The following is a 24,915-nucleotide window of genomic DNA, read 5'->3' on the forward strand; positions in this document are numbered from 1 at the left end:
TTTTGCGGGATACTAAAGAAACGCTCATGACCGAACGGATGGATCAGAAAGAAATGAACACATCTTTGCATGTAAGCAAAACATGACGGAAAAAATGAAATGGGAGGGACATGTACTAGTGGAGATATTTTTGGCAGTGCTCGTACTACTAGCACTCATTGCATCATCTAATATTATCAATCGTTTTCTGCCCTTTATTCCAGTTCCATTAATCCAAGTGGGTTTAGGGATATTGGTCGCAGCTTTTCCTTCAGGTTTACATATTTCTTTAAATCCTGAGCTATTCTTCGTTTTATTCATTGCACCGCTGTTATTTAATGATGGGAAGCGTACCCCAAGGGACGAGCTGTGGAAATTAAGAGCACCCATTCTTCTATTAGCTTTAGGGCTCGTATTTGCGACAGTTATTGTCGCAGGATATACCATCCATTGGATGATTCCAAGCATACCACTTCCAGCTGCATTTGCGCTTGCAGCGATTTTATCACCGACAGATGTCGTTGCTGTAAGTGCCCTTTCCAGCCGTGTGAATATGCCGAAGGGGATCATGAGACTGCTGGAAGGCGAAGGGCTGATGAACGATGCGTCAGGACTTGTTGCCTTTAAATTTGCTATTGCTGCAACGGTTACAGGGGCATTTTCCATTGCAGAGGCATCCTTTAGCTTTGTTCTTATTGCTGCTGGCGGATTATTGACTGGATTTATTCTGTCGTTTTTTATCATTCGTTTTCGCTATTTTCTCCGCCGTTTAGGCATGGACGATGTCACAATGCACATCATCCTGCAAATCCTCACGCCGTTTGTGATTTATTTAGCAGCGGAAGAAATTGGCGTTTCCGGCATTTTAGCCGTTGTTGCCGGTGGTGTGACACATGCCATCGAGCAAGACCGAATGGAAGCGAATTTAGCAAAACTGCAAATTGCTTCTTCAAACACGTGGAATATTATTTTATTTATTTTAAATGGCCTTGTTTTCGTTTTACTTGGGTTACAAATTCCTGATGTATCGACCGTCATTTTCCAAGATGAAGCCTTTAATAATATGCAGGTCATCAGTTACATTTTAATCATTACATTCTGTCTGATGATTCTCAGATTCCTATGGGTATGGCTGTTCTGGGCAGGGAACTGGAGTGTATCGAAAAAGAAGAACGCGAAAAAACCGAAGCTGCGTGCTTCCATGCTGATGACATTCTCTGGTGTTCGTGGTGCTGTTACATTAGCGGGTGCTTTCTCCATCCCGTTTACGCTTGCAGACGGATCACCATTTCCTGAGCGCCATTTAATTATTTTCCTCGCAGCAGGCGTCATTTTATGTACACTCATTTTAGCGAGTGTGCTGCTGCCTATTTTATCGGAGAAAAAAGATAAGCAAGTGGATGTGGACTTAGATACAAAGATTCAGCACGCGAAACGGAAGCTGCTGAGAAGTGCCATTAAAACACTAAAAGAAGGAATGAATGAAGACAATCGAGAAGTCTCCCTTGCACTCATCAATGATTACCGAATGAAGCTGAGAAATATTCAGCGGGAACCGTACCAGTTTGGTATGAGAAAACAAGAGAGAAAAATCAGACTGCACGGCATTAAAGCAGAACAGATGAAACTTCAGCAGTTGATCGAGGAAGAGAAAATCGACAAAGAAGAAGCGTATGAGCTGCAAGAGAGATTTCATGAGCTGGAAATGCTCTATTCCAACTCCTTTAAAATTCGTTTCTCAAAAGTGAAGTTTCTGCGCTTACTACAATGGCTTCAATTGTGGCGTCCGCATCAGCGTATTTCAAGCGGCATATTAGAAAACGAGGAATCGTATAAACAAATCCGTAAGAAAACGGCTGAAGCTGCGGTGGATTCTATTAAGCACCATATGACCGAAGACAATCAACAAACGTGTCATCAAGTCATTGGGTTTTACAATCAAGTAATTTTCCGCTGTGAACATGGTCCTTCTTTCTTCCAGCAAAAGGATCGTACGTTTGACCGGAAGAAGAAAGAGCTTAACTTCCAAGCCGTACAGACGATTCGTAATGAAATCCAAACCTTATATGAAAATGGCGAAATCAATCGTGATATTGCCCATCATTTAAGGGAGTATATCAATGACATGGAAGCAGTCTTACTGACCAATACATGATGTTGTCATCTTCTCCCCTATGTTTTATGATGAAAAAAAGAGACGAGCAGGGGGAGATGCAGGATGACATATTACGGAGCGATTGAAGCTGGTGGGACAAAGTTCTGCTGTGCCATTGGCAATGAGCATGGGGATATCATAGAGGAATTAACCATTCCAACAGAGCACCCGGAAAAAACCATCCAATCACTTATTCCTTTTTTTCAGCAACATGAAATTGCAGCATTAGGGGTCGGTTCCTTTGGACCGATTTGTGTCCAGAAAGACGATCCTTCTTACGGTTACATCATGAATACGCCGAAAGTTGAATGGAAACATTACCCGTTTATACCTGAGCTGGAGAAACAATTAGGCGTACCGGTGTCCTTTACGACAGATGTCAATGCCGCAGCATTAGGTGAACTGACAAAAGGGGCCGCCAAAGGGCTAAGCAGCTGTCTGTATATCACGGTCGGTACGGGGATTGGTGCCGGGGCTGTTGTGAAAAATGAGCTTCTCCACGGTCACTCACATCCAGAGATGGGACACATCCTGGTCAGGCAGCATGAATCAGATCAGTTTGCAGGTGTCTGCCCGGCGCATGGTACTTGCTTAGAAGGACTGGCGGCAGGACCAGCTATTGAGGCAAGGTGGGGGAAGCCGGCTAAAGAGCTTACCGAAGAAGAAGAAGTTTGGTCTCTTGAAGCAGATTATTTAGCACAGGCATTAATGCAATACACGCTGATATTAAGCCCAGAGCGAATCATAATGGGTGGAGGCGTCATGAAGCAAAAACAGCTATTTCCGCTCATTCGAGAGAAGCTGGCTGCGTATGTCAATGATTATGTCGACATGCCGGCCGCTTGATACATACATTGTCTCTCCTGGACTTGAGGACAAGGCAGGTATGACAGGTGCTTTGCTGTTAGCGATTGAAGCGAAGAGAAACGCCTGATAATAGAGTTTTCAAACGCAACATGAGATAATGAAAAAGATGGAATCTATGAAAAGGTGGTTGTTAACATGGTCAAAAGCTTGAATGATACCGTAACACTAAATAACGGAGTAGAAATGCCATGGTTTGGTTTAGGTGTATTCAAAGTGGAGGACGGCAACCAAGTGGTTGATGCCGTCAAAGCAGCCATACGAAACGGTTATCGCAGCATTGATACGGCTGCCGTTTATAAAAACGAGACAGGCGTAGGGAAAGCCATTAAAGAATCTGGCGTCAAAAGAGAAGAATTGTTCATTACGTCAAAAGTATGGAACACAGATCAAGGATATGACAAAGCACTCGCTGCATTCGATGCAAGCTTAAACCGGCTCGGTCTTGATTACTTAGACCTCTATTTGATTCATTGGCCTGGACCAAATGCAGATACATTTAAAGAGACATGGCGTGCGCTTGAGAAGCTTTATAAAGATGGAAAAGTAAGAGCGATTGGTGTCAGCAACTTCTATGTGCAGCATTTAGAAGAGCTGTTAAAAGATGCGGAGGTTGTTCCAGCGGTGAACCAAGTGGAGTTTCATCCAAAACTGACACTTGTCGAATTACGACAATATGCGAAAGAAAAAGGCATTCAAATTGAAGCATGGTCTCCGCTGATGCAAGGAAAGCTTTTGGATCATGACGTATTAAAGGAAATTGCAGCACAATACAACAAATCTGTGGCTCAAGTGATCTTGCGTTGGGATCTGCAAAGCGGCGTTGTCACCATTCCAAAATCAATCAATGAAGAACGCATTAAACAAAATGCCGACATTTTTGACTTCGAGCTTTCACAAGAAGACATGGAAAAAATCAATGCACTTAATAATAATGAACGTGTCGGGTCTAATCCAGAAACGATGACGGTTGGGTTTGAATAAATATAAAATCCCCTTTGCGTGTAGACAAACCCTCGCATATTTTGTCAGTGAGTACTGGTGCTTCCTAGACTAGCAAAGGTTTTCTATCACGCTGAAAAAAGACAAAGGGCTAAAATCAAGTTCATTTTAGCCCTTTGTCAACAATCTGAATCCCCTTTCTCTTTTTGAGAAGGGGATTTTTTAAGTCCTGCTTCGGCGCACAGCCAACAGCATGAGAAAAGACAAGATCACAATACAAATGGTCCAAGCCCACGCAAGTTCCATTCGTCCAGAATCAATCGCCACATAGATGGCTGTTGGGAGGGTTTGCGTTTTCCCAGGAATGTTGCCGGCGAACATTAAAGTCGCTCCAAATTCTCCTAAGGCCCTTGCAAAACTTAGAACCGCACCAGAGAGAAGAGATGGCAGTGCGAGTGGGACGGTAATATAGGCAAAGACCTGGAAAGAATGCGCACCATCAACTTTTGCAGCACCTTCAATGTCTGACTCAATCGTAGAAAAACCAGCTTTTGCTGATTGATACATGAGTGGGAATGCGACAACCGTCGATGCAATGACCGCTGCCCAATAAGTGAAGATGACAGGCTGATGGAAGATCCATTCAATGGCTTGTCCAATCACACTGTGCTTTCCGAACACGACGAGCAGCAGAAATCCTACGACCGTTGGCGGCAGGACAAGCGGCATCATGAGGAGCGTTTCCACGATCATTTTTCCTTTGAAAGATGTACGCGCCATCCAAAAACCAATGGACGTTCCTAAAACGACAGCCAATAACCCGCTGAAAGCAGCCACTTGTACGGACAGCCAGATAGGTGAAAGAAAATCTTCGGTCAGCATCGGCATTATTTCACTTGAAAGCCGTACTTTTTAAAAATCGCTGCGGCTGGATCTGATTGGAGATATTGAAAAAATGCTTTCGCTTCCTTCATATGTTCGGTCTGTTTGACAATGCCAACTGGATAAATGATGGGGGAATGCATGTCCTGATTTGCCTCATCTACTATCTTTACTTTGCGAGAAACGAGCGCGTCCGTCTTATACACGACACCAGCTTCCACATTTCCTGTTTCGACATAGTTTAATACTTGACGAACATCCTTGCCATAGACAGCGTTCTGTTTCACTTGGTCCCATATATTCAGTTTTGTGAAAATCTCTTTTGCATATGTACCAGCAGGAACAGATTCAGGTGTGCCAAGCGCTATCTTTCCTTTTATGTGCTGAACATCGCGGAAGGTTTTGATAGAAGAGGAACCTTCTTTTGGCACGATGAGAACAAGCTCATTTTGTATGGCATCCTTTGTATGATCCTGATCGATGTCGCCAGATTGAACAAGGTTATCAAAAGGCTCTTCAGCTGCTGAGAAGAAGAGATCCGCTTTTGCTCCTTGAGCGATTTGCTGCTTCAATGCACCTGATGACCCGAAATTATTCGTGAGTTTCACGTTTGGATGATCATCTTCATAGGCAGATTCAATCTCTTTCAAAGCATCCTGCAGGCTTGCCGCCGCTGAAATCACAAGTTCTGTTTTTTTGCTTTGATCTGATGACGTCGACTCCGTTTGACACCCAGTCAGGAGCAAACAGATGGTGACGTAGGTTAAGAATAAATATTTCATGATCACACCTCTTTATCATTCAACATCATGTGTATCCTTTATTATAATCAAACTTATTTGACCATTCATAGGTTTTCAGGAAAAGAGAAAAGAAAAAGCCGCCAGAGGGCAGCTTTTAATGCTGATAAAAACGTAGTAAGTTCCCGTTGATCACTTTATCTGATAGAGACAGCTCTTTATTGGCTTTTTCTATATAAGGCTGGCATACTTCATCTTCTTCAACAGGTTGTTTTGTTTTTTGATCATAGCACGTGTTCTTTGTATAAAGATAATCATCCGTAATAAAGTTTCCATTTCTTAGCACAGCAAACGGTGTACGCTCATTGGAGAAAAGGTCATTTCCAAATTGAATGGCATCTTTTGATTCAATGCCGAGTAAATGAAGAAGTGTCGGTTTGACATCCATTTGACCGGCTGTTTCAGAAATGGTTTGAGGGGCCTCGTCTGTCACCCCAGGAATGTAAATCAAAAAAGGGACCCGCTGCAGTTTAACCGCATCAAACGGTGTGATTTCATCCTGCTTCAGTAGCTCTGCCATTGCCTCATGATGTGCTTCTGAAATGCCATAGTGGTCTCCCATCAGGACAAACATTGTATTTTCATATAGTCCTTCTTCTTTCATTCGTTCAAAGAACCTTTTGATGGCTTCATCTTGATAGCGGACGGTGGTCACATAGCGGTTTAAAATGGTGCTAGTCGAATCGTATTCATCAATGAACTGATCCTTTGGATCAATTTCAAATGGGAAGTGATTGGTTAAGGTAATAAACGTGCTGTAATAAGGCGCCTTCAGCTTTTTTAAATAATCAATGGATTGGTCAAAAAAGTCGATATCCTTTAAGCCCCAGCCAGTCGAATTCTGTTCATTGACATCAAATGAATCGACATCATAAAAGCGGTCAATCCCAAGAGATTCATACATCACATCACGATTCCAGAACGTTTTATTATTCGCATGAAATTGGACGGATTGATAATTCTCTTTTTTCAATTGCTTGTACAGTGTGTCATATTCGTTGTCACTCGCTGTGAAAAAGACAGCGCCACTGCTAGATGGATAAAGGGAGTTTGCGACGATAAACTCTGAGTCCGACGTTTTGCCTTGCTCTGTCTGCTGATAAAATTCATCAAAATAGAAGCTTTTTTTGGCAAGTTGATTTAAAAATGGTGTGATATATTGTCCATTCACCTTTTGATTCATGACAAATTGCTGCGTTGATTCAAGTGAAATGAACACGACATTTTTGCCTTTAGCAAGTCCAAAGTAGTCTTCATTCGGAGCACTGTAATCAGCTTTTGTGTAGTTTGCCACTGTTGAAAGTGTATCTTCGTCAGCAAAGGCTTTTTGACCAATACGTGCTGTTTGAGCGGCACCGTCATACAAATGGAATTGAAACAGCCCAAGGTTGCGTACAATGACTTCTCGATCATATGAGCTTGTCAAAAATCGAGGGTGATCCATCATGGCTGAGCTGACATGGAACAATAGAAAACTGCAGCAAACCACATAGTATGTTTTGATCGTCTTAAAAGACGCTTTTGGTGATAACGGTTTCCGTTTTAAGAGCCATGCCAGCACAACAAAATCAATCAGCATGAGTATAAATAGCGGATGAAACAATTCAGTCATACTGCTGCCCATATCTCCCATGTTCTTTGCTTGAAATAAGACAGGAATGGTAATGAAATCAATATAAAAACCGTAAAAGATCGTATTCGATATCAAAATGGCTGTCAAAATAAAATTTGTGGTCAATAAAAAGACCTTTTGTTTCGTTTCATTTAAGAAAAGAGCAATCCCAAACAAAGGGAGCAAAAAGCTAAGTGGATTGATCAAAAGCAGCCACTCGTGAAACAGATTGGCCGTTCGTATATGAAATCCGAATTGATAAATGATGTATGTTTTCATCCACATAAAGAGGATGGAGTACACTAAAAACCAGTGATTTTTGAAAAACGCTTTCATTTATGTAGCTCCTCACCATTCTGTATTCAGCTGCAAGGCAAAAACACTTATCTTAAAACTACTAAAAAAATGAGGAATGATCAATTCATATCCTGCTTTTTTGCAAAACTCTTTTTTCTTTTTCTAAAACGGCAATGGGATGGATATTCCGCAAATGACAGCCATGTAATAGCAGGTGACAATGGTCAGAGCAGCTAGTACGACTTGTTCTCCTGTGCTGCCTGTTTTGACATAAAAGGGGAGACGTACTTTTATGGTTGCGGGGAACAAAAACTTAATACCGTTCACTGTGCCTGCATCAAGGATGAGGTGGCTTGCCATCCCAACTAGTAACCCGGTACTGAGGCTGTCATTTGGAATGTATGTTGTCGCAATAAAATAAATGATCAGCAGAAATAATAAACTATGTGTAAAGGTGCGGTGCCCGAACACACTACTGATCAGTGTGGAAAGGAGCGGGAATTTCCTGCCGATTTTGCTTTTTGTATGACATAGATCTGGGATGAGGGCACCTACTGATCCTGCAGCAGCCATCGTCACTGGTTCGAATCCGTAATAATAGGCGACGGCTGTGGAGGCGGCAATTCCGCCCATAATATGTGTTTTTCCTGTCATGATGCGTACTCCTGTTCTGTTTTTTGTTCAAGTACTCACTATATCAAGGGTGAATCCATTCAGCAAGGCTTATTTCTAAAGAAAAATGGGATAAAATAGTTGGCTGTTTGGAAAAACATTCTATAATAAGAAGGAAGTCATGTTGACACTAACGATAAGGATGCGATTCGGATGAGTAATGCAGACATTTTAAAAGAAATTGTTCTTGTACATTATGAAGTCAGCCGTAAATTAAACCGCAAGTTACTTGAGTTAGAAAAAGACATCACGCCTCCACAGATATATGCTCTTTCTATATTGATACAAGGAAAAGTATCACATGCTGAAGAGCTCAAACAAAGACTCTCTCTCAACCCAGGTGCCGCTTCTATTGCCCTCAATAAATTATGTGAGCAAGGCTACATTCAGAGAGAAAGGGACAAGGACGATCATTCCCTTGTCCGGCTAGAAGCCACGGAAAAAGGGCTGGCTATTTACGAAAAGCATACACGTCTTTTTGGAAAGGTAATTCAGCATATGATGTCAGACTTCACAGAGGAAGACTTAAAAACCTTTCTAACATATTTGCAAAAAATGAGACAGACCTTTCACGATGAATGAACCGCTCCTCTTTGTATAATGCTGAGCGCTGTAGCACAAATTAAACAGGCAAAGGCATTTTAAGAAAAGGGGGTAAATAGCGATGTCATTTTTCCAAAAGGATAAAAAGGCGAAAAGCGAGAAAGACCATCAGCAGGTAGATCAGCTGTTAGAAGAAGCAAGTAAAGAACTAGCAGGCGATCCGCTTCAGGAAGCTGTCCAAAAGAAGAAAAACAACCATCAATAAGCTGACAGAAAGGCGGAGAATCATTTCTCTGCCTTTTTTCTATGTTTTTCCCTTTGACAGATATGAGAATGTTTGATAATCTTCGTGTAGTAAAAATGAATAGAAATCCTCACGCTATGTCTCAGTGAGGTAGAGGTTGCGCGGATGATGAGTCACTCATGGGAGAGATGGAATCGTTGATCATGAGAAAAAAGGCATCAGCGCCGAAGTGTAGAGAGAGCTCCAACTTTCTTTATGCTGGGTCTGCATTGAACAAATGCAGGACTGCCACGTCTTTGAAGCGTGGAGGGCTATCCGGAGATCAAGGTGTATGTTTTGAAAAGCATGGACTTTTGTTCAGGCTTTTTTTTATGTTCTGATTGCCTAAGAAAAGGGTATGCTGGTAAGAAAGTGACCCAACATGAACATAAAGAATGCAAGTCATTGCTTCACAAATATATCAATGAAGATACTGCCGGGTCTGGTCCAAAGTGAATATAACGGAGGTACGAAAATGGAACAGACAAAAAAATGGGGTTTTTGGTTATTGACGGCTTTTGTCGTCGGAAATATGGTAGGTTCAGGCATCTTTATGCTGCCTAGTACACTTGCCCAGCATGCAAGTCCTTTAGGTGTGACGATGGCATGGCTTGTCACAGGTGGCGGCGTACTGATGATTGCCTTTGTGTTTGGACATTTGTCCATTCATAAACCGCAGCTGACAGCTGGACCACAAAGCTATGCAAGAGCGCTTTTTAAGGATCCGAAAAAAGGAAAAGCAGCCGGTTTTACAATGGTTTGGGGATATTGGGTGGCAAGCTGGATTAGTAATGTCGCCATTATCACAAGCCTAGCCGGTTATTTAACAACCTTTTTCCCAATTTTAACCGTGAAAACGGAGGTCTTTACTTTTGGAAAAGAATCGATCACACTTGGTCAGCTCACAACGTTTATCGTATGTACAATCCTTCTATGGGGGACTCATACGATTTTAATTACAAGCTTAAGCGCAGCAAGTAAGCTGAATTTTATTACGACCTTTTCAAAGGTGCTTGGATTCGTCCTTTTTATTGTCGCAGGCTTATTTGCATTCCAAACAGCATTATTTGAACATTATTACTTCCCTGTTGAAGCAGCAAGTGGTGAAGGAGTGCTCGGACTTGGAGGCCAAATTCATCATGCGGCCATTTCCACACTATGGGCATTTATCGGCATTGAATCTGCTGTCATTTTATCAGGAAGAGCCTCCTCGCAACGTGATGTCAAACGTGCGACGATTACAGGACTTTTAATTGCACTGTCTATTTATATGATTATTACCTTGATTACAATGGGCGTTCTGCCGCATGATCAATTGCAAGGTTCTGATAAACCATTCGTAGACGTGCTTCAGCTGATTATCGGACCGGCTGGCGGAATTGTCATGGCACTTCTTGCGATCATTTGTTTATTTGGTTCGATGCTTGGCTGGATTTTGCTTGGTTCTGAAGTCCCTTATCAAGCAGCAAAAGCTGGCGATTTCCCAGCAGTGTTTGCGAAAACAAACAAAAAGGGGAGCCCTGTTTTTGCTTTGACTGTCACAAATATCATGTCACAGCTGTTTATTTTCTCAGTCATGTCACGTACGATTAATGAAGCCTTTACTTTCTTAACAACATCAGCGACACTTGCGTATCTCATTCCGTATATCGTGTCGTCGATCTACAGCTTTAAGGTCATCATGCAAGGTGACACATATGAGCTCCAAAAAGGAAATCGGACAAGAGACGGGATCATTGCGCTTGTGGCCATGGGGTATTCCGCTTGGGTCATTATTTCAGGCACAGCTGATTTAAAAACATTTGGTCTTGGTATTGGATTGTTCTTAGTTGGCATTTTACTATACCCATTCATGTCCAAAAAATTTGCCAAAGGTACAGTTTAAGAAATACGTTTCTCCAGCATTGGAGAAACGTATTTTTTTATGAGGCAGATGTTAATCGATCCACAATAAATTCGAGCTGACCTTCTAGTGACACAGGGTCATTAAAGAAGTAACCGACTGTATCTGTTTCAAATACGCGTTTGTTTTGGACAGCAGGAAGTGATGCCCAGATGCTGCTTTTATACACCTGATCGCCATTACTTTTTGAACCGCTCCATGGGCTTGTGAAAATATAATCGCCTGCAAATTCTGGAAGCTTTTCAAGAGAAATGTTTGCATAACCGACACCACTGTCGATGGCTTCTTTTTGGACGGCCTTCGGAGCTTTTAATTTCAGCTCGTCATAAATGATTTCACCACCGCGTGCAAAAGTGTTACCGAAAATGTAAATGCCCTTATCGAATGGTGATACGATCGAAACGGTTTTGTTTCCTACAGCTTTTGTTACTTTTGGTTTCACTTCAGCAATTTTGGCATCCCATTTTGTGATCCAATCCGTTGCTTTTTTTGATGTGCCTGTCATTTTACCGAATTCTTTTAGCTGGTCTTTAAAGGAATATTGATTGTATTGAATGGCAACTGTAGGTGCAATTTTTTTGTATTGATCAAATTTCTCATCTTCTCCCCAAGCAATGATCATATCTGGCTTCAAAGAGGCTACTTTCTCAACAGAGGGAGATTTTCCGAGATTTTTCACTCCATCTGTTTTCCCTTTATAGAAAGGGTTTTTAAAGATGGGCGCAGTGGCAGCAATTGGGGTTTTGCCGAGTGTGACGAGATCCCCGTAATAGCTTTCCGCCAGAAGCACAATTCGTTGTGGGTTTTGAGGCAGTTTCACTTCACCCTTTACATCTTGATAGGTGATCGTGTCATTTTTTTTGGCTCCCGATTCTTTATTGGAAGTGCTGCCGCAAGCAGCAGTAAAAATCATAAGGGTCATGAAGGAAATCAAAAGAAGTCCAGTTCGTTTTTTCACAAAAGTTCGCTCCTATTCAATTGTTTATGATAATGATTCTCATTCGCGATTATATCTTAACATGATAGAAGAAAAAATGCATCGGCTATTTTATGACCAAAATGAAAATGGTGAAATTCTCCCGGTTTTTTGATGAAAATAAAGAAATTTATCAGAACAAGGATTTCAAAACGTGAAGAAAGTGATATACTAGACTCCGAGATTGATAATCATTATCACTAATAACGAATAGATATGAACGGAAAGGAAGAGACTGGTTTTGGGCTCACAATCGAATAAACAGCTGTCAGCTAAAGATGATGCGATAGATATTGTGACAAAGCCTTTTGGTACAGCAGCTGTTGTCATCATAGGAATCATTGCTTTAGCATTCGGTCTTTTTTTATCAGTATCGCTAGGAGCGGCAAACATTCATTTACACACGGTATGGGAAGCCGTCTTTCATTTTGACTCACAACAAACCTCACATCAAATCATTAGGGAACTGAGGCTGCCGCGTACAGTTGGTGCCGCACTTGTCGGTGCCTTTTTAGCAGTATCGGGTGCCATCATGCAAGGCATGACAAGAAATGCGCTTGCGTCTCCTGAAATCATGGGTGTGACAAATGGCTCTGCATTTGCGATTGCCATTGCGTTTGCTTTTTTCCCAGGCCAATCTTCTTTTACATTAATTCTTTGGTCATTTTTGGGTGCCGCACTCGGTGCTTCTATTGTATTTGGGGTTGGAACCCTTTCAAAAGGGGGGCTTACTCCTGTGAAACTCGCATTAGCCGGTACGGCTGTTGGCGCACTTTTAAGCTCAATTTCCTCAGCGATTGCCATTCGATTTGACGTCGCGCAAGATATGAGTTTTTGGTACGCAGGCGGTGTGGCTGGGGTAAATTGGAGCAATATTAAGATCATCATTCCAGTTGCGGTTGTAGGACTGATCATCGCAATGATTCTTGCCCGCTCCATCACGGTTTTAAGCTTAGGTGATGAATTAGCAAAAGGGCTTGGACAATATACACGAACAGTCAAGGTACTTGGCATATTGGTCGTGATCCTTTTAACAGGTGCAGCCGTGTCAGTTGCAGGTTCTATTGGCTTTATCGGGCTTGTGATTCCTCATGTTACGCGTTTCTTGGTCGGCGTTGACTATCGCTGGATTATCCCTTGCTCAGCTATTTTAGGGGCTATTTTGCTCATTTATGCAGACATTGCGGCAAGGCTTGTCAATGCGCCGTTTGAAACGCCAGTTGGTGCCATTACAGCCATTATAGGCGTTCCTTTCTTCTTATATTTAGCGAGACGTGAAAGGAGCGGAATTTAAATGGAAATGGTGCAGCAGGCAAAGAAAAAGAAATACAAACGAACGATGGTCATGATCTTTTTAGCCATCGTGGCTGTGTTCCTGATTAGTTTAAATACCGGAGAGATAAGGATTTCTCCGATGGATACATTCAAAACATTTTTTGGACTCGGAAGTGAAATGGATGAGCTTGTATTATTCGAGTTCAGACTTCCAAGGATGGTCATCGCTTTACTTGTTGGCGCTTCTATCGCTGTATCAGGTGCCATTTGGCAAGGTGTTTCTCAAAATGGTTTAGCTGATCCCGGCATTCTAGGTGTAAATGCGGGTGCAGGTTTTGCGGTTGTTTTGTTTATCTTTGCCTTTCAGGGCTCGATGTCGAACTTAGGTGATTTTACGATATTTGTACTGCCGCTTTTCGCTTTCGCAGGTGCAGCCTTTGCTGCATTTCTCATTTATGTGCTAGCGTGGAAAAAGGGCATTACGCCTGTTCGATTGATTTTAACTGGTATTGGGATCAATGCTGCATTTTCGGCAGCAATTGTGGTCATTCAATTAAAGATGAGCCCAAATGATTTTAACCAAGCCATTGTGTGGCTGTCAGGAAGTATTTGGGGCTCAAGCTGGACATATGTCTTATCAGTCGTGCCGTGGATGCTGATTTTTCTTGTATTAGCGATGGTGAGGGCACGCTACTTAAATATCATGAATTTGGGTGACCAGATATCTTATGGCTTAGGGATTTCAGTTCATAAAGAAAGAAGTTTTCTCATGCTGATTGCAGTTGCATTAGCCGGTGCAAGTGTCGCTGTTGCAGGGAGTATATCGTTCCTAGGGTTAGCGGCACCACACCTCGCAAGAAAGCTAGTTGGACCGAAACATCAAGGAATGATACCGGCGTCCGCTATGATTGGTGCACTGCTGTTATTACTTGCAGATACACTTGGGCGTGTCATACTTGCTCCATCAGAGGTGCCCGTTGGACTTGTCGTTTCTGCTTTAGGCGCACCTTACTTCATTTACTTATTGATGAAAACGAACTAATGAGGAAGGAGAGTACAACAGATGAAATCACTTGAAACAGAAAAGCTTTGTATTGGCTATCATGACCGTTTGATTGTAGACGATTTAAATATCAGCATCCCAAAAGGCAAGGTGACCACATTAATTGGGCCGAATGGGTGCGGGAAGTCAACGATTTTAAAAACAATGTCTCGTATTATGAAGTCCCATCAAGGTGCTGTTTATTTAAATGGCCAGGCTATCCATCAAACACCAACAAAAGAAATTTCAAAACAAATGGCTATCTTACCGCAGACGCCTGAAGCCCCAAGTGGTCTGACCGTTTATGAGCTTGTGTCATATGGACGTTTCCCACATCAAAATGGATTTGGCCGCTTATCAAATGAGGACAAACGAATCATCAGATGGGCACTTGAGGAGACGGGAATGATTGCATTTCATGACCGGCCAATTGAAGCACTCTCCGGTGGACAGCGTCAGCGGGTATGGATTGCGATGGCACTTGCTCAGGAAACAGAGCTGCTTTTATTAGACGAACCAACGACGTATTTAGATCTTGCTCATCAGCTGGAGATCCTTCAGCTATTAGAACGCTTAAACAGAGAGCAGGGCAGAACGGTGCTGATGGTGATTCATGACCTGAATCATGCTGCACGCTTTTCACATTACATGATTGCCCTCAATCAAGGGAAAGTCATTAAAGATGGTACGCCTCATGAGGTCATGACAAAAGAGGTGCTCAGTCAGGTGTTCCACATCGATGCAGAAATTGTTCTTGATCCGAGAACGAATAAGCCGATCTGTTTAACATATGACTTAATGAATCATGAAAGAAAGCTTGAAGCTGTGAACGGATAATAGATGGACAAAAAACTCGGTATGTATGACCGGGTTTTTTTGCATTTTTTGATATTACCTTGTTATGCCATTTTCTCCAGTTGATCTTTTTTCGCTTTTATGCAGAAAAGAGGTACTTTTTTACTTTGGACAATGGTAATATACGGTTAGAGATCATAGCTAGAAAGGAAAGAGATGCGTGGAAACAGCAAAAATATTGATTGCAGATGACGAAGAAGCAATTGTAAAAATGGTTGAACGCGTATTAAAAAAAGAAGGGTTTCAACATATTTATAAAGCCTATCATGCAGATGAAGCATTAGATATTGTCAAAAACGAGGACATCCACCTCTTACTTCTAGATGTGATGATGCCCGGTAAGTCAGGCTTTGATGTTCTGCCTGACATCAGGAAAATGACGAAGGCACCGATTTTCTATTTAACAGCAAGAACGTCTGATGTAGACAAATTGACTGGATTTGCACAAGGTGCAGACGATTACATCACAAAGCCATTTAATCCGTTAGAGCTAGTAGCTAGAATTAAGGCGCACTTAAACCGAACTTATATCTCCTTACAGGAGGAGCAGGAAGAAGCGCACAGTCAATATGAATATGCTCATTTCTCGTACCATCCTCATGCAGCAGAGTTGAAAGTAAGGGGAAAGGTGACGGCTTGCTCAGCTCAGCTTTTGTCCTTGCTGAAGTATTTTTGTGACCATCCGAATGTGGTACTTTCAAAAGATCAAATCTATGAGAAAGTATGGGGTGTTCCGTCATATGGTGACAACAACACCGTCATGGTTCATATCCGAAAGCTGAGAGAAAAGATAGAGTTAGATCCAAGTCAGCCTGAATATATTGTGACGATCCGTGGTATGGGCTATAAGTTCATTCCCCAACCTGTGAAGGTTCTTCAATAGTTTATGAATTTACGAACAAAACTTTTCTTTCACTTTGTGGGACAAATGTTTATTGTCATTGTCATTCTAACGATCGGGCAAACATTCTCTGAAAATCTTTATTTTCAAAAGCGCTATGAGAATATGACTGAAACTGGTTTAACGAAGGCAGATGGAGATACACTCATGAGCTGGCTTTATTTTAACGAGGATGGAAAAATGGAAGCCGATGATCAGCTCAAACAAGCAGTGGAAAAACGTGATGGCTGGCTACAAGTGATTGATTCCAAAAAACGCAACGTCTATAGCTATCAACTCCCTAAAAACATTCCAACATCCTATCAAAAGGATGAAATGATCAAGATCTTTGAAAAAAGACAATTTAAAGATTACAAGATGTACTTCTGGCCAATTGAGATTGATCAAGAAAGCTTTATCGTCTTATATGGATTTAAAACGAACAGCACAAAGGTAGCCAATTATCTCAAGCAGCATGAAAAAAATCTGGCTGCATTGTCTCAATATTCAGTTGAAACAAAAGAATTTTTGAAAAGAATGAATGGATCGGTGCATCTGTTTAATGAAGAAGGAAAATACTTAAAAGGTATCCGAGCCAAAAATAATTTGAAAAATAACGTAACGGATGTTGAACTGCTCAAGTATCAATCAAAGCCTTGGGAGTTTAGAAGTGACCTGTCTTATATCAGAGTGAATAAAGATCTGTATATGATTGTTTCGGTGCCAAACAAAGTATACAGCCCAGACGAGCTTTATGATAAAGAGACAGAGGCTTTAAACCAATATACAACGCTTTTGATTGCAGGTCTTGCGCTCACGATTATTATCGTTATGACATTATGGTACTCTTATCGCTATGGGCTACCGATCTATCACATTATCCGCTGGCTGATTTTCTTATCAAGAAATAAATTGCAGGAGCCAACAAATAGAAAAGGTATTCCAGTAAGTAAAAATAAAAAGGGCCGTATTAAGCGAGAGTATCGGCTGTTTGAGGATATCCTCAAAACAATGGATCAGCTCACCAATACGTTAAAAGAGAATGAAGCAAACCGAAGAAAAATTCAAACCACAAGGGAAGAATGGATCGCAGGGCTGTCTCATGATCTAAAAACGCCTCTTAGCACGATTTACGGCTATGGATTAATGCTAGAATCAGATCAATACCAATGGTCCAAGGAAGAAGTCATGGAAATGGGACAAGTCATTCGTGAGAAATCAGAATACATGTCGACCTTGATTGAGGATTTAAACCTCACGTATCGATTGAAAAATGGTGCATTGCCTATTAATCGAAAACCTGTTGAGCTTGGTGAATTTTTAGCCTCCATTATGGACGAGTTTTCAAGAAGCACGCTTTCTGAAGATTATATGTCATCCTTTGAAGATCAAACAGAGGGTGTCATATTTGAGATCGATAAAGCCTGGTTTAGACGAGTCATTGAGAACCTGCTGGCAAACGCAGTGAAGCATAACCAGAAAGGTACTCTTATTCAAGCTGTTCTATCTGAAACAAATGATGAAGTTCGGATCGAAATGAAAGATAACGGACGCGGAATGGCGCAAGAAACGGTAGATCATTTATTTAATCGTTACTATAGAGGGACAAATACGAATGATCCAACAAATGGAACAGGATTAGGACTGGCGATTGCAAAAGAGCTTGTCTTGCTGCACGATGGCGATATTCAAGTAGAAAGTGAATTAGGTCAAGGAACAACTATTGCGATTATCCTAAAGAAAACACCATCTGTAAAATAGCCAAAAAACGATTTTCTTTTCTAAAGGAGATCGTTTTTTCTTGTTTTAGGATTGAAATCGATTTTGTAAACGATTACAATAAAATTGTTAACGTGAACAAATTGATTTTCATCATTATAAGAGATGGGGGAGTTTGATGAAAGCCTTTTTAGATGAGCAGTTTTTATTAAATAGTCAAACGGCGGAAAAGCTATACCATGAGTTTGCAAAGAACCTTCCGATTATTGATTACCATTGTCATTTAAGTCCAAAAGAAATCTATGAAAATAAAACGTTCCAAAATATAACCGAAGCATGGCTTTACGGGGATCATTACAAATGGCGCGCCATGAGAGCAAATGGGATACCTGAAACACATATCACAGGAGATGCCTCAGATTATGAGAAATTTTTAGCATGGGCGAAAACCGTTCCGATGACGATTGGAAATCCTCTCTATCACTGGACCCATCTAGAGCTAAGACGATATTTTGATGTCGAAGAACTGTTGAATGAAGAAAGCGCAGACATCATCTGGAAAAAAGTAAATGAAAAGTTGCAAGGAGACGGATTTGGTGCGAGAGATTTCATTGTGAAATCAAATGTTGAAACGGTTGTGACGACAGACGATCCGGTTGATTCGTTGATTTATCACCAACAACTGCGGGAAGAAGGCTTTTCTGTGCAAGTGCTGCCAGGGTTTCGGCCAGATAAGGCATTAGATATCACAAATGGCTTGTTTATCGAGTATGTTCATCAGCTGGCGGAGGTTTCATCTATCCAGATCGAATCCTATCAAGACTTCATAAAAGCACTTCATATGCGAATCGATTTCTTTCATGAACAGGGCTGTTTGATTTCAGATCATGCCATCAACGAAATGACGTACGAAGACACGACGGAAGAAGAAGCTACGATCATTTTTCATAAAAGAATGTCTGGACATCCATTGACGGAAAAGGAGAAGGTTCAATTTAAAACGCACACATTCATTGAACTCGGTCAGGCTTATGCTCAGCGGGGATGGGCGATGCAGCTTCATATCAATGCGCTCAGAAACAACAATTCCAAAATGTTTGAGCGGCTTGGACCAGATACCGGATATGATGCAATGAATGATGAAGACATTGCAAAACCCCTTTGCCGCGTATTAGATCGGTTAGAACAAGCACATGCATTACCAAAAACCATCCTCTATTCCTTGAATCCAAGGGACAATGTGGTGATTTCAACAATAGCTGGAAGTTTTCAAGATGGAAAAACTCCTGGGAAAATGCAACATGGAACAGCCTGGTGGTTTAATGATACAAAGCAGGGAATGACAGAGCAGATGATGGCACTTTCCAGTATCGGACTGATCAGCCGATTTATTGGGATGCTGACAGATTCACGAAGCTTCCTGTCTTACACAAGACATGAATATTTCCGTAGACTGTTATGTGACATCATTGGAGATTGGGTGGAAAAAGGTGAAGCCCCTAATGATCTCAATTTGCTAGGGGGAATGGTAAAAGGAATCAGCTATGAAAATGCAAAGCAGTATTTTCAATTTGAACGGGCAAATGAGCTTCCGCATAAAAGCAAGATGATATGAACAAAAAGCAAGAATATGAAAGCGTTTTTATGATAAGATGATAAAAAATCATAAAAGGCGGAATAGCATGACAGTCACAATCAAAGATATAGCAAAATTGGCAAACGTTTCTCATACCACAGTATCAAGGGCTTTGAATAATAGTCCTTTTATTAAAGAGAAAACAAAACAAAACATCTTGTCGATTGCAAAACAGCTGAATTACTCACCGAATGTCCATGCCAGAGGCCTTGTCTCACAAAAATCATTTACAATTGGTCTGTTTTTTACGAGTTTAACAGAAGGCACATCCTCAAGTTTCTTTGTTGATGCATTAAAAGGCGTCAACAGTGTGATAACAGAAAACTATCATTTGGTTGTAAGAGGAATTGACGATTTTCACGATTACACAACCATTCATAAACAGCGGTATGATGGTATTTTGCTCATGAGCCAAAGCGAGCATGATGAAGCGTTTATCCATCATGTGAAAAAGCAGGGCATTCCCATTATTGTACTGAATCGCCGTGTAGAAAGTAATCGAGTGATGAATATATTAGCGGATGATGGTGAAGGGGCATACCAAGCTGCACACTATTTCATTCAGCAAGGGCATAAACAAATTGCCATTATTGAAGGGAAAGAAGGGTTTAAATCCACACAGGAAAGAAAAGCTGGTTTTTTGCAAGCACTCATTGACCATCATGTACCTATGAAGAAAGAATACATGATCACAGGCGACTATCATATGAAGAGCGGCTATGAATCAATGGAAGCCTTACTCACTCTTGATGATCCACCAACTGCCCTTTTTTGTTCAAACGATGACATGGCGATTGGTGCGATGAATGCATTGTTTGCAAAAGGTAAAAGGTGTCCTGATGATCTCTCTATTATCGGTTTTGATGATATTTCATTTTCATCTTATACAACGCCTGCCCTCACAACAGTCAAAAAGCCAATTGAAAAAATGTGTGCGCTTGGAGCAGAAGCCATCCTTTCAGTCATCAACGGTGAAAAGCAAGAAGACGATCATCTGGAAAAAGTGTATGTCCACACAGAGCTGATGATTAGAGATTCAGTAAAAAAGGTGCAGTAATCAGCATCTTTTAAATGAAAATGTTCACGTGTGCAAAAAATGTGGGGAGGAAAAGCGTTTGAGACGATTATCCAAAGATGTGTACCCAGTGGCTGAATATCCTGAAACCATTCTACAAATTGGCGAAGGGAACTTTATGCGGGGATTTATGAATTGGCAGATCCAGAAGCTAAACGACTGTACAGATTTTAAAGGAAGAGCAGTGGTTGTTCCTCCTCGAAAAGGATCAGTGACCGCTCTAAATGAACAAGATGGTTTGTACACTTTATGTATTCAAGGGTTTCATGACCAAAAAGAAATGAACGAACGGATCGTCATTCAATCCATCAGCAGGGGAATCAGCACGTATACAGATTATGAAGCCTTTTTACATGTAGCGGAAAGTCCTGATGTGCGCTTTGTCTTTTCTAATACAACAGAGGCAGGACTTGTGTTAAGAAAAGAGGACCGATTAGAAGATCGGCCGCAAGCAAGTTTTCCAGGAAAGCTGACAGCCTTCTTGTATCACCGCTTTAAAGCTTTTTCTGGAGATGAGAAAAAGGGCTTGATCATCTTACCTTGTGAATTGATTGAACAAAACGGTGATCGATTAAGAGAATATGTGATCACTATGGCAGCTGAGTGGAATCTTCCGCCTGATTTTGTGGCTTGGGTCAAGGAAGCCAACACGTTCTGTAATACGTTAGTTGATCGGATTGTCCCAGGATTTTCTCGGAAAGCAGCGGAGACTGTTCAAAAAGAAGAGGGGTATATCGATGAATTGCTTGTCACGGCAGAATATTATCACCTGTTTGTCATTGAAGCACCTTCGTTTGTTCAAAAAGAGCTTCCTTTTCAAGAAGCAGGGTTAAACGTACTTTTTGTGGAAGATATCGCTCCCTATCGTATGAGCAAGGTTCGCATTTTAAACGGTGCACATACAGCGATGGTGCCGATTGCATATGCATGTGGCTTGGACACTGTCAAAAAAGCGGTGGATGATGAGCATGTTGGTGTGTTCATTCGCCGCATGCTTGAGAAGGAAGTGTTGCCAAGTTTGCCACTTCCTGAAGAAGAGCTACTTCTTTATACACAATCCGTTTGGGATCGATTCTGCAACCCTTTTGTCAAACATCAATTACTCGATATTGCCTTAAATGGTGTATCTAAATTTCGGGCGCGTATTCTCCCGTCTCTTCTAGATTATATAGAGCTAAAAAAACAGTTGCCTACGAAGCTTATGTTCTCACTGAGCAGTTTGATTTATTTTTATCAAGTCCATGCAGATCAAATAAAGGATGATGAGTCTGTGATGGCATTCATGAAGGGAGCATGGGAGGAAGTGGACCATTCCTATGAATTAATGGTCGATCAACTTCTTTCAAACGAAGTTTTATGGGGGATGGATTTGACGAGGATCGCAGGGCTGAAGGATGCAGTAGCCGAGCAGCTCACCTGCATACATGAAAATGGCATGAGAGCTGCTGTTCACCAAATACTTCAATATGAAAGTCAGGGGGAGAAGGCATGAGAGACTTTGTTGTGATTCATCCTTCAGATAATGTTGGCATCGCTTTAAAAGTGCTTGAGCAAGGCGAAGAGCTTCAGCACCAAGGTCATACAATCATTTTAAAAGAAACCGTTGCTAAAGGTCATAAATTTGCATTGGCTGAGATCAAAGAAAAAGAGAATATCATCAAATATGGCTACCCCATTGGTCATGCATCCACTGCGATTTCGACTGGAGAATGGGTGCATACGCACAATATCAAAACGAATCTATCAGGTAAGCTCGATTACGAATACCGACCTTCTTTAACAGAAAACCCCTATGAAAAAACGAATCTGACATTCAAAGGGTATAAACGAAAAAATGGCGCAAGTGGTATACGAAATGAGCTTTGGATTGTCCCGACAGTTGGGTGTGTCAATGGCATTGCCGATCAAATCATTCAAATATTTACCGCTGAAATGGGGGGAAGCATCCATCCTTTTGAAACGGCGTTAGTATTAAAACACAATTATGGATGCTCACAACTTGGGGATGATCATGAAAACACAAAAACCATCTTACAAAATGCCGTAAAGCACCCAAATGCTGGAGGGGTTCTCGTTCTAGGGCTTGGCTGTGAAAACAATGACATTGAGGATTTTAAAGCTACATTAGGGGAGTATGACCAGACGAGGGTGAAATTTTTAAGAAGCCAAGAAGTAGGGGATGAGATTGAGACAGGTGTCGCTTTACTCAAGGAAATTTATGACGCAGCGAAAGAAGATCAGCGTGAAGACATTCCGTTATCTGAGCTGAAAATTGGCTTGAAATGCGGAGGATCAGATGGGTTTTCAGGCATTACCGCAAATCCACTTTTAGGTAGACTGTCCGATTTTATTGTGGCTCAAGGCGGAACCACCGTCTTAACAGAAGTGCCGGAAATGTTCGGGGCTGAAACGATCTTAATGGAGAGAGCGGAATCTAAAGCGACATTCGACAATATTGTGCAGATGATCAATGATTTTAAACAATACTTTATGGATCATCGACAGCCAGTATATGAAAATCCTTCCCCGGGAAATAAAGCAGGAGGAATTTCGACATTAGAAGATAAATCTCTCGGCTGCACACAAAAAGCGGGTACTTCCGTTGTAAAGGATGTTTTAACATACGGGGAGCTGCTAAAACGAAAAGGATTGAATTTATTAAGTGCGCCTGGGAATGATTTGGTTGCTTCATCTGCTCTCGCAGCGTCTGGCTGTCAGCTCGTCCTCTTTACAACAGGCAGAGGCACACCGTTTGGCACATTTGTTCCAACGATGAAGGTATCGACCAATACCGCTTTATATGAAACAAAAAAACATTGGATCGACTTTAATGCGGGGGAATTGCTTGAAGATGTACCAGAAGATGTGGTGCTAGAGAAATTCATTGCTACGGTGATTGATGTGGCGAGTGGAAAACTGTTAAATCATGAAAAAAACAATTTTAGAGAGCTGGCCATTTTTAAAACAGGTGTGACACTTTAAGACGTCTGGGGGATGAGGAAATGTCTAAAAAACGGAATTTGATGTATGTGACAGCAGGAACAGTACTAACAGGAATTGGACTCGCACGTTTAGCAAAGCAAGGGAAAAAAGACAAAGAAACAAATGGCATAGATCAGGTGTTAAAGCAGATAAAAGCGCCAAAGTTCCCAGATCGTGAATTCAATGTCATTCATTATGGTGCAGATAACAAAGGGATAGAGCTTTCGACAAATGCTATTCAGTCTGCCATCGATGATGCACATCGTTTGAAAGGAGGGCGTGTACTGATTCCTGAAGGGACATTTTTGACAGGCGCTCTAGAATTGAAAAGCAATGTAGAGCTTCATCTTCATGAAAACGCCTATGTGACCTTCAGCCAAGATACACGTGATTATCTCCCGCTTGTTCTAACAAGATATGAAGGAATTGAGCTTTATAATTATTCACCACTTATTTATGCCCATCATGCAGAAAACATCGCGATTACAGGAGCAGGCACGCTGGATGGGAGAGGGGATGAACACCACTGGTGGCCTTGGAAGTATGGAACAAATGGTCAACCCTCTCAAGATCGGGATCGTCAGCTTCTTTTTGAAATGGCTGAAAAAAGAATACCAGTGGAAGAAAGAGTGTTTGGCGAAGGCCATTATTTAAGATCAAGCTTTATCCAGCCATACAATTGCCAAAACATTCTCATTGAAGGAGTAACCGTAAAGGATTCACCGATGTGGCAAGTCCATCCGGTGTTAAGTGAAAACGTCATCGTCCGTGGGGTGAATATCATCGGTCATGGCCCAAATACAGATGGTGTGAATCCAGAGTCGTGCCGACATGTGCTCATTGAAGATTGTTATTTTGATAATGGCGATGATTGTATTGCCATTAAATCGGGCAGAAATGAGGACGGCCGGAGAATCGGTGTTCCATCTGAAAACATCGTCATTCGTAGAAATACGATGCGTGATGGTCATGGCGGAGTAACGATCGGGAGTGAAATCTCTGGAGGCGTCAAGTATGTATATGCAGAGGATAATGTCATGGACAGTCCGAACCTCGACAGGGCATTGCGCATTAAGACCAACTCTGTCAGGGGCGGTACCATTGAACACATCTATTTTAAAAACAATCTAGTGAAAAGCTTAAAGCATGAGGTGGTCTGTATCGACATGATGTATGAGGAAGGGGATGCCGGTCCGCATAGGCCTGTAGTCCGTCATATTGAAGTAGAAGGGTTAAAAAGCAGCGGAGGACGATATGGTGTCAAGATCGTCGCATACTCACATTCCCCGGTCACACACTTTAAAATGAAAGACTGTGTCATTGACGATGTCACGTACCCTCTTTCATTGGAACATGCAGTATCTCCTTCATTTCAGAAAGTTGTCATTAATGGTGAACATATCAACCAATAGCGGAAGTGAAAACAGCCACGTCAAAGGCTGTTTTTCTTTTATAAGGACAGACAAGACGTATTCTGAATCACATATACAACCTATCTGCTCTGTAGTATAATATTCCCGAAATTAGAAAAGAATTGACGAAA

20 protein-coding genes, 1 pseudogene and 1 riboswitch are annotated in these 24,915 nt (G+C 41.5%); of the genes and pseudogenes, 16 read left to right on the forward strand and 5 right to left on the reverse strand.

What is annotated here, in order from left to right:
* Positions 1-118: 118 nt before the first annotated feature.
* The 3 genes and pseudogenes from ACTJJQ_RS07855 to ACTJJQ_RS07865 all read left to right on the forward strand — a co-directional run bounded on the left by ACTJJQ_RS07855 (position 119) and on the right by ACTJJQ_RS07865 (position 3,982).
* Positions 119-2,134 (forward strand): Na+/H+ antiporter, encoded by a 2,016-nt coding sequence (locus tag ACTJJQ_RS07855; protein WP_039963778.1) that lies wholly within the window; start codon positions 119-121, stop codon positions 2,132-2,134.
* A gap of 63 nt (positions 2,135-2,197) precedes the next feature.
* Positions 2,198-3,068, forward strand: a pseudogene (locus ACTJJQ_RS07860) (ROK family protein).
* A gap of 68 nt (positions 3,069-3,136) precedes the next feature.
* A complete protein-coding gene (locus tag ACTJJQ_RS07865) occupies positions 3,137-3,982 on the forward strand; it encodes an aldo/keto reductase (protein ID WP_017359243.1) in 846 nt (281 codons plus the stop codon).
* A gap of 180 nt (positions 3,983-4,162) precedes the next feature.
* Here the strand turns inward: ACTJJQ_RS07865 and modB are convergent, their stop codons facing one another.
* The 4 genes from modB to ACTJJQ_RS07885 form a co-directional block, all read right to left on the reverse strand.
* Positions 4,163-4,828 carry a molybdate ABC transporter permease subunit gene (gene modB, locus ACTJJQ_RS07870; RefSeq protein ID WP_008347121.1) on the reverse strand — a complete coding sequence of 222 codons (666 nt, stop codon included), beginning with the start codon at positions 4,826-4,828 and terminating at the stop codon, positions 4,163-4,165.
* Positions 4,828-5,604: a molybdate ABC transporter substrate-binding protein gene (gene modA / locus ACTJJQ_RS07875; RefSeq protein ID WP_025207971.1), complete on the reverse strand. Its 777-nt coding sequence runs from the start codon at positions 5,602-5,604 to the stop codon at positions 4,828-4,830. The genes modB and modA overlap by 1 nt, the downstream gene beginning before the upstream one ends.
* A gap of 115 nt (positions 5,605-5,719) precedes the next feature.
* Entirely contained in the window at positions 5,720-7,570 is a 1,851-nt protein-coding gene (locus ACTJJQ_RS07880; RefSeq protein ID WP_025207970.1) for an LTA synthase family protein, read from the reverse strand.
* A 123-nt stretch (positions 7,571-7,693) separates the two neighbouring features.
* A complete protein-coding gene (locus tag ACTJJQ_RS07885) occupies positions 7,694-8,185 on the reverse strand; it encodes a metal-dependent hydrolase (protein ID WP_007500253.1) in 492 nt (163 codons plus the stop codon).
* 171 nt (positions 8,186-8,356) lie between these two features.
* Here ACTJJQ_RS07885 and ACTJJQ_RS07890 point away from each other — a divergent pair, with 171 nt between their 5' ends.
* The 3 genes from ACTJJQ_RS07890 to ACTJJQ_RS07900 all read left to right on the forward strand — a co-directional run bounded on the left by ACTJJQ_RS07890 (position 8,357) and on the right by ACTJJQ_RS07900 (position 10,914).
* Complete coding sequence (locus ACTJJQ_RS07890) at positions 8,357-8,785, forward strand: MarR family winged helix-turn-helix transcriptional regulator (protein ID WP_007500254.1); 429 nt, start codon at positions 8,357-8,359, stop codon at positions 8,783-8,785.
* Between the two features lie 82 nt (positions 8,786-8,867).
* A complete protein-coding gene (gene sspJ / locus ACTJJQ_RS07895) occupies positions 8,868-9,011 on the forward strand; it encodes a small acid-soluble spore protein SspJ (RefSeq protein WP_008347117.1) in 144 nt (47 codons plus the stop codon).
* A gap of 122 nt (positions 9,012-9,133) precedes the next feature.
* Positions 9,134-9,312: riboswitch (Lysine riboswitch) on the forward strand.
* Between the two features lie 192 nt (positions 9,313-9,504).
* Positions 9,505-10,914, forward strand: a complete 1,410-nt coding sequence (locus ACTJJQ_RS07900) for an amino acid permease (RefSeq protein WP_241511470.1) — start codon at positions 9,505-9,507, stop codon at positions 10,912-10,914.
* A gap of 37 nt (positions 10,915-10,951) precedes the next feature.
* Here ACTJJQ_RS07900 and ACTJJQ_RS07905 read toward each other — a convergent pair whose 3' ends face one another.
* Complete coding sequence (locus ACTJJQ_RS07905; RefSeq protein WP_349925060.1) at positions 10,952-11,890, reverse strand: ABC transporter substrate-binding protein; 939 nt, start codon at positions 11,888-11,890, stop codon at positions 10,952-10,954.
* A 259-nt stretch (positions 11,891-12,149) separates the two neighbouring features.
* Here ACTJJQ_RS07905 and ACTJJQ_RS07910 point away from each other — a divergent pair, with 259 nt between their 5' ends.
* The 10 genes from ACTJJQ_RS07910 to ACTJJQ_RS07955 all read left to right on the forward strand — a co-directional run bounded on the left by ACTJJQ_RS07910 (position 12,150) and on the right by ACTJJQ_RS07955 (position 24,784).
* A complete protein-coding gene (locus ACTJJQ_RS07910) occupies positions 12,150-13,202 on the forward strand; it encodes a FecCD family ABC transporter permease (RefSeq protein WP_144626112.1) in 1,053 nt (350 codons plus the stop codon).
* Positions 13,203-14,225 carry a FecCD family ABC transporter permease gene (locus tag ACTJJQ_RS07915; RefSeq protein WP_007500263.1) on the forward strand — a complete coding sequence of 341 codons (1,023 nt, stop codon included), beginning with the start codon at positions 13,203-13,205 and terminating at the stop codon, positions 14,223-14,225.
* 21 nt (positions 14,226-14,246) lie between these two features.
* Positions 14,247-15,062: an ABC transporter ATP-binding protein gene (locus ACTJJQ_RS07920; RefSeq protein WP_017368048.1), complete on the forward strand. Its 816-nt coding sequence runs from the start codon at positions 14,247-14,249 to the stop codon at positions 15,060-15,062.
* 178 nt (positions 15,063-15,240) lie between these two features.
* The gene (locus ACTJJQ_RS07925) at positions 15,241-15,963 is read left to right on the forward strand and encodes a response regulator transcription factor (protein ID WP_017359250.1); all 723 of its coding nucleotides are present in this window, start codon (positions 15,241-15,243) and stop codon (positions 15,961-15,963) included.
* Between the two features lie 3 nt (positions 15,964-15,966).
* Positions 15,967-17,721 carry a HAMP domain-containing sensor histidine kinase gene (locus ACTJJQ_RS07930; RefSeq protein WP_045034584.1) on the forward strand — a complete coding sequence of 585 codons (1,755 nt, stop codon included), beginning with the start codon at positions 15,967-15,969 and terminating at the stop codon, positions 17,719-17,721.
* A gap of 136 nt (positions 17,722-17,857) precedes the next feature.
* The gene (uxaC, locus tag ACTJJQ_RS07935) at positions 17,858-19,294 is read left to right on the forward strand and encodes a glucuronate isomerase (RefSeq protein ID WP_440600100.1); all 1,437 of its coding nucleotides are present in this window, start codon (positions 17,858-17,860) and stop codon (positions 19,292-19,294) included.
* Positions 19,295-19,361: 67 nt separating this feature from the next.
* Positions 19,362-20,372 (forward strand): LacI family DNA-binding transcriptional regulator, encoded by a 1,011-nt coding sequence (locus ACTJJQ_RS07940; protein ID WP_242731057.1) that lies wholly within the window; start codon positions 19,362-19,364, stop codon positions 20,370-20,372.
* Positions 20,373-20,430: 58 nt separating this feature from the next.
* Positions 20,431-21,882, forward strand: coding sequence for a tagaturonate reductase (locus ACTJJQ_RS07945; RefSeq protein ID WP_242731055.1), 1,452 nt, complete (start codon positions 20,431-20,433; stop codon positions 21,880-21,882).
* Positions 21,879-23,372, forward strand: coding sequence for a UxaA family hydrolase (locus ACTJJQ_RS07950; RefSeq protein ID WP_242731053.1), 1,494 nt, complete (start codon positions 21,879-21,881; stop codon positions 23,370-23,372). Before ACTJJQ_RS07945 ends, ACTJJQ_RS07950 begins: the two co-directional genes overlap by 4 nt.
* A gap of 20 nt (positions 23,373-23,392) precedes the next feature.
* Positions 23,393-24,784 (forward strand): glycoside hydrolase family 28 protein, encoded by a 1,392-nt coding sequence (locus ACTJJQ_RS07955; protein WP_242731051.1) that lies wholly within the window; start codon positions 23,393-23,395, stop codon positions 24,782-24,784.
* Positions 24,785-24,915 lie beyond the last annotated feature (131 nt).

This window comes from Bacillus sp. 22483 (genome assembly GCF_052044605.1).
Lineage (GTDB): Bacteria > Bacillota > Bacilli > Bacillales > Bacillaceae > Bacillus > Bacillus altitudinis.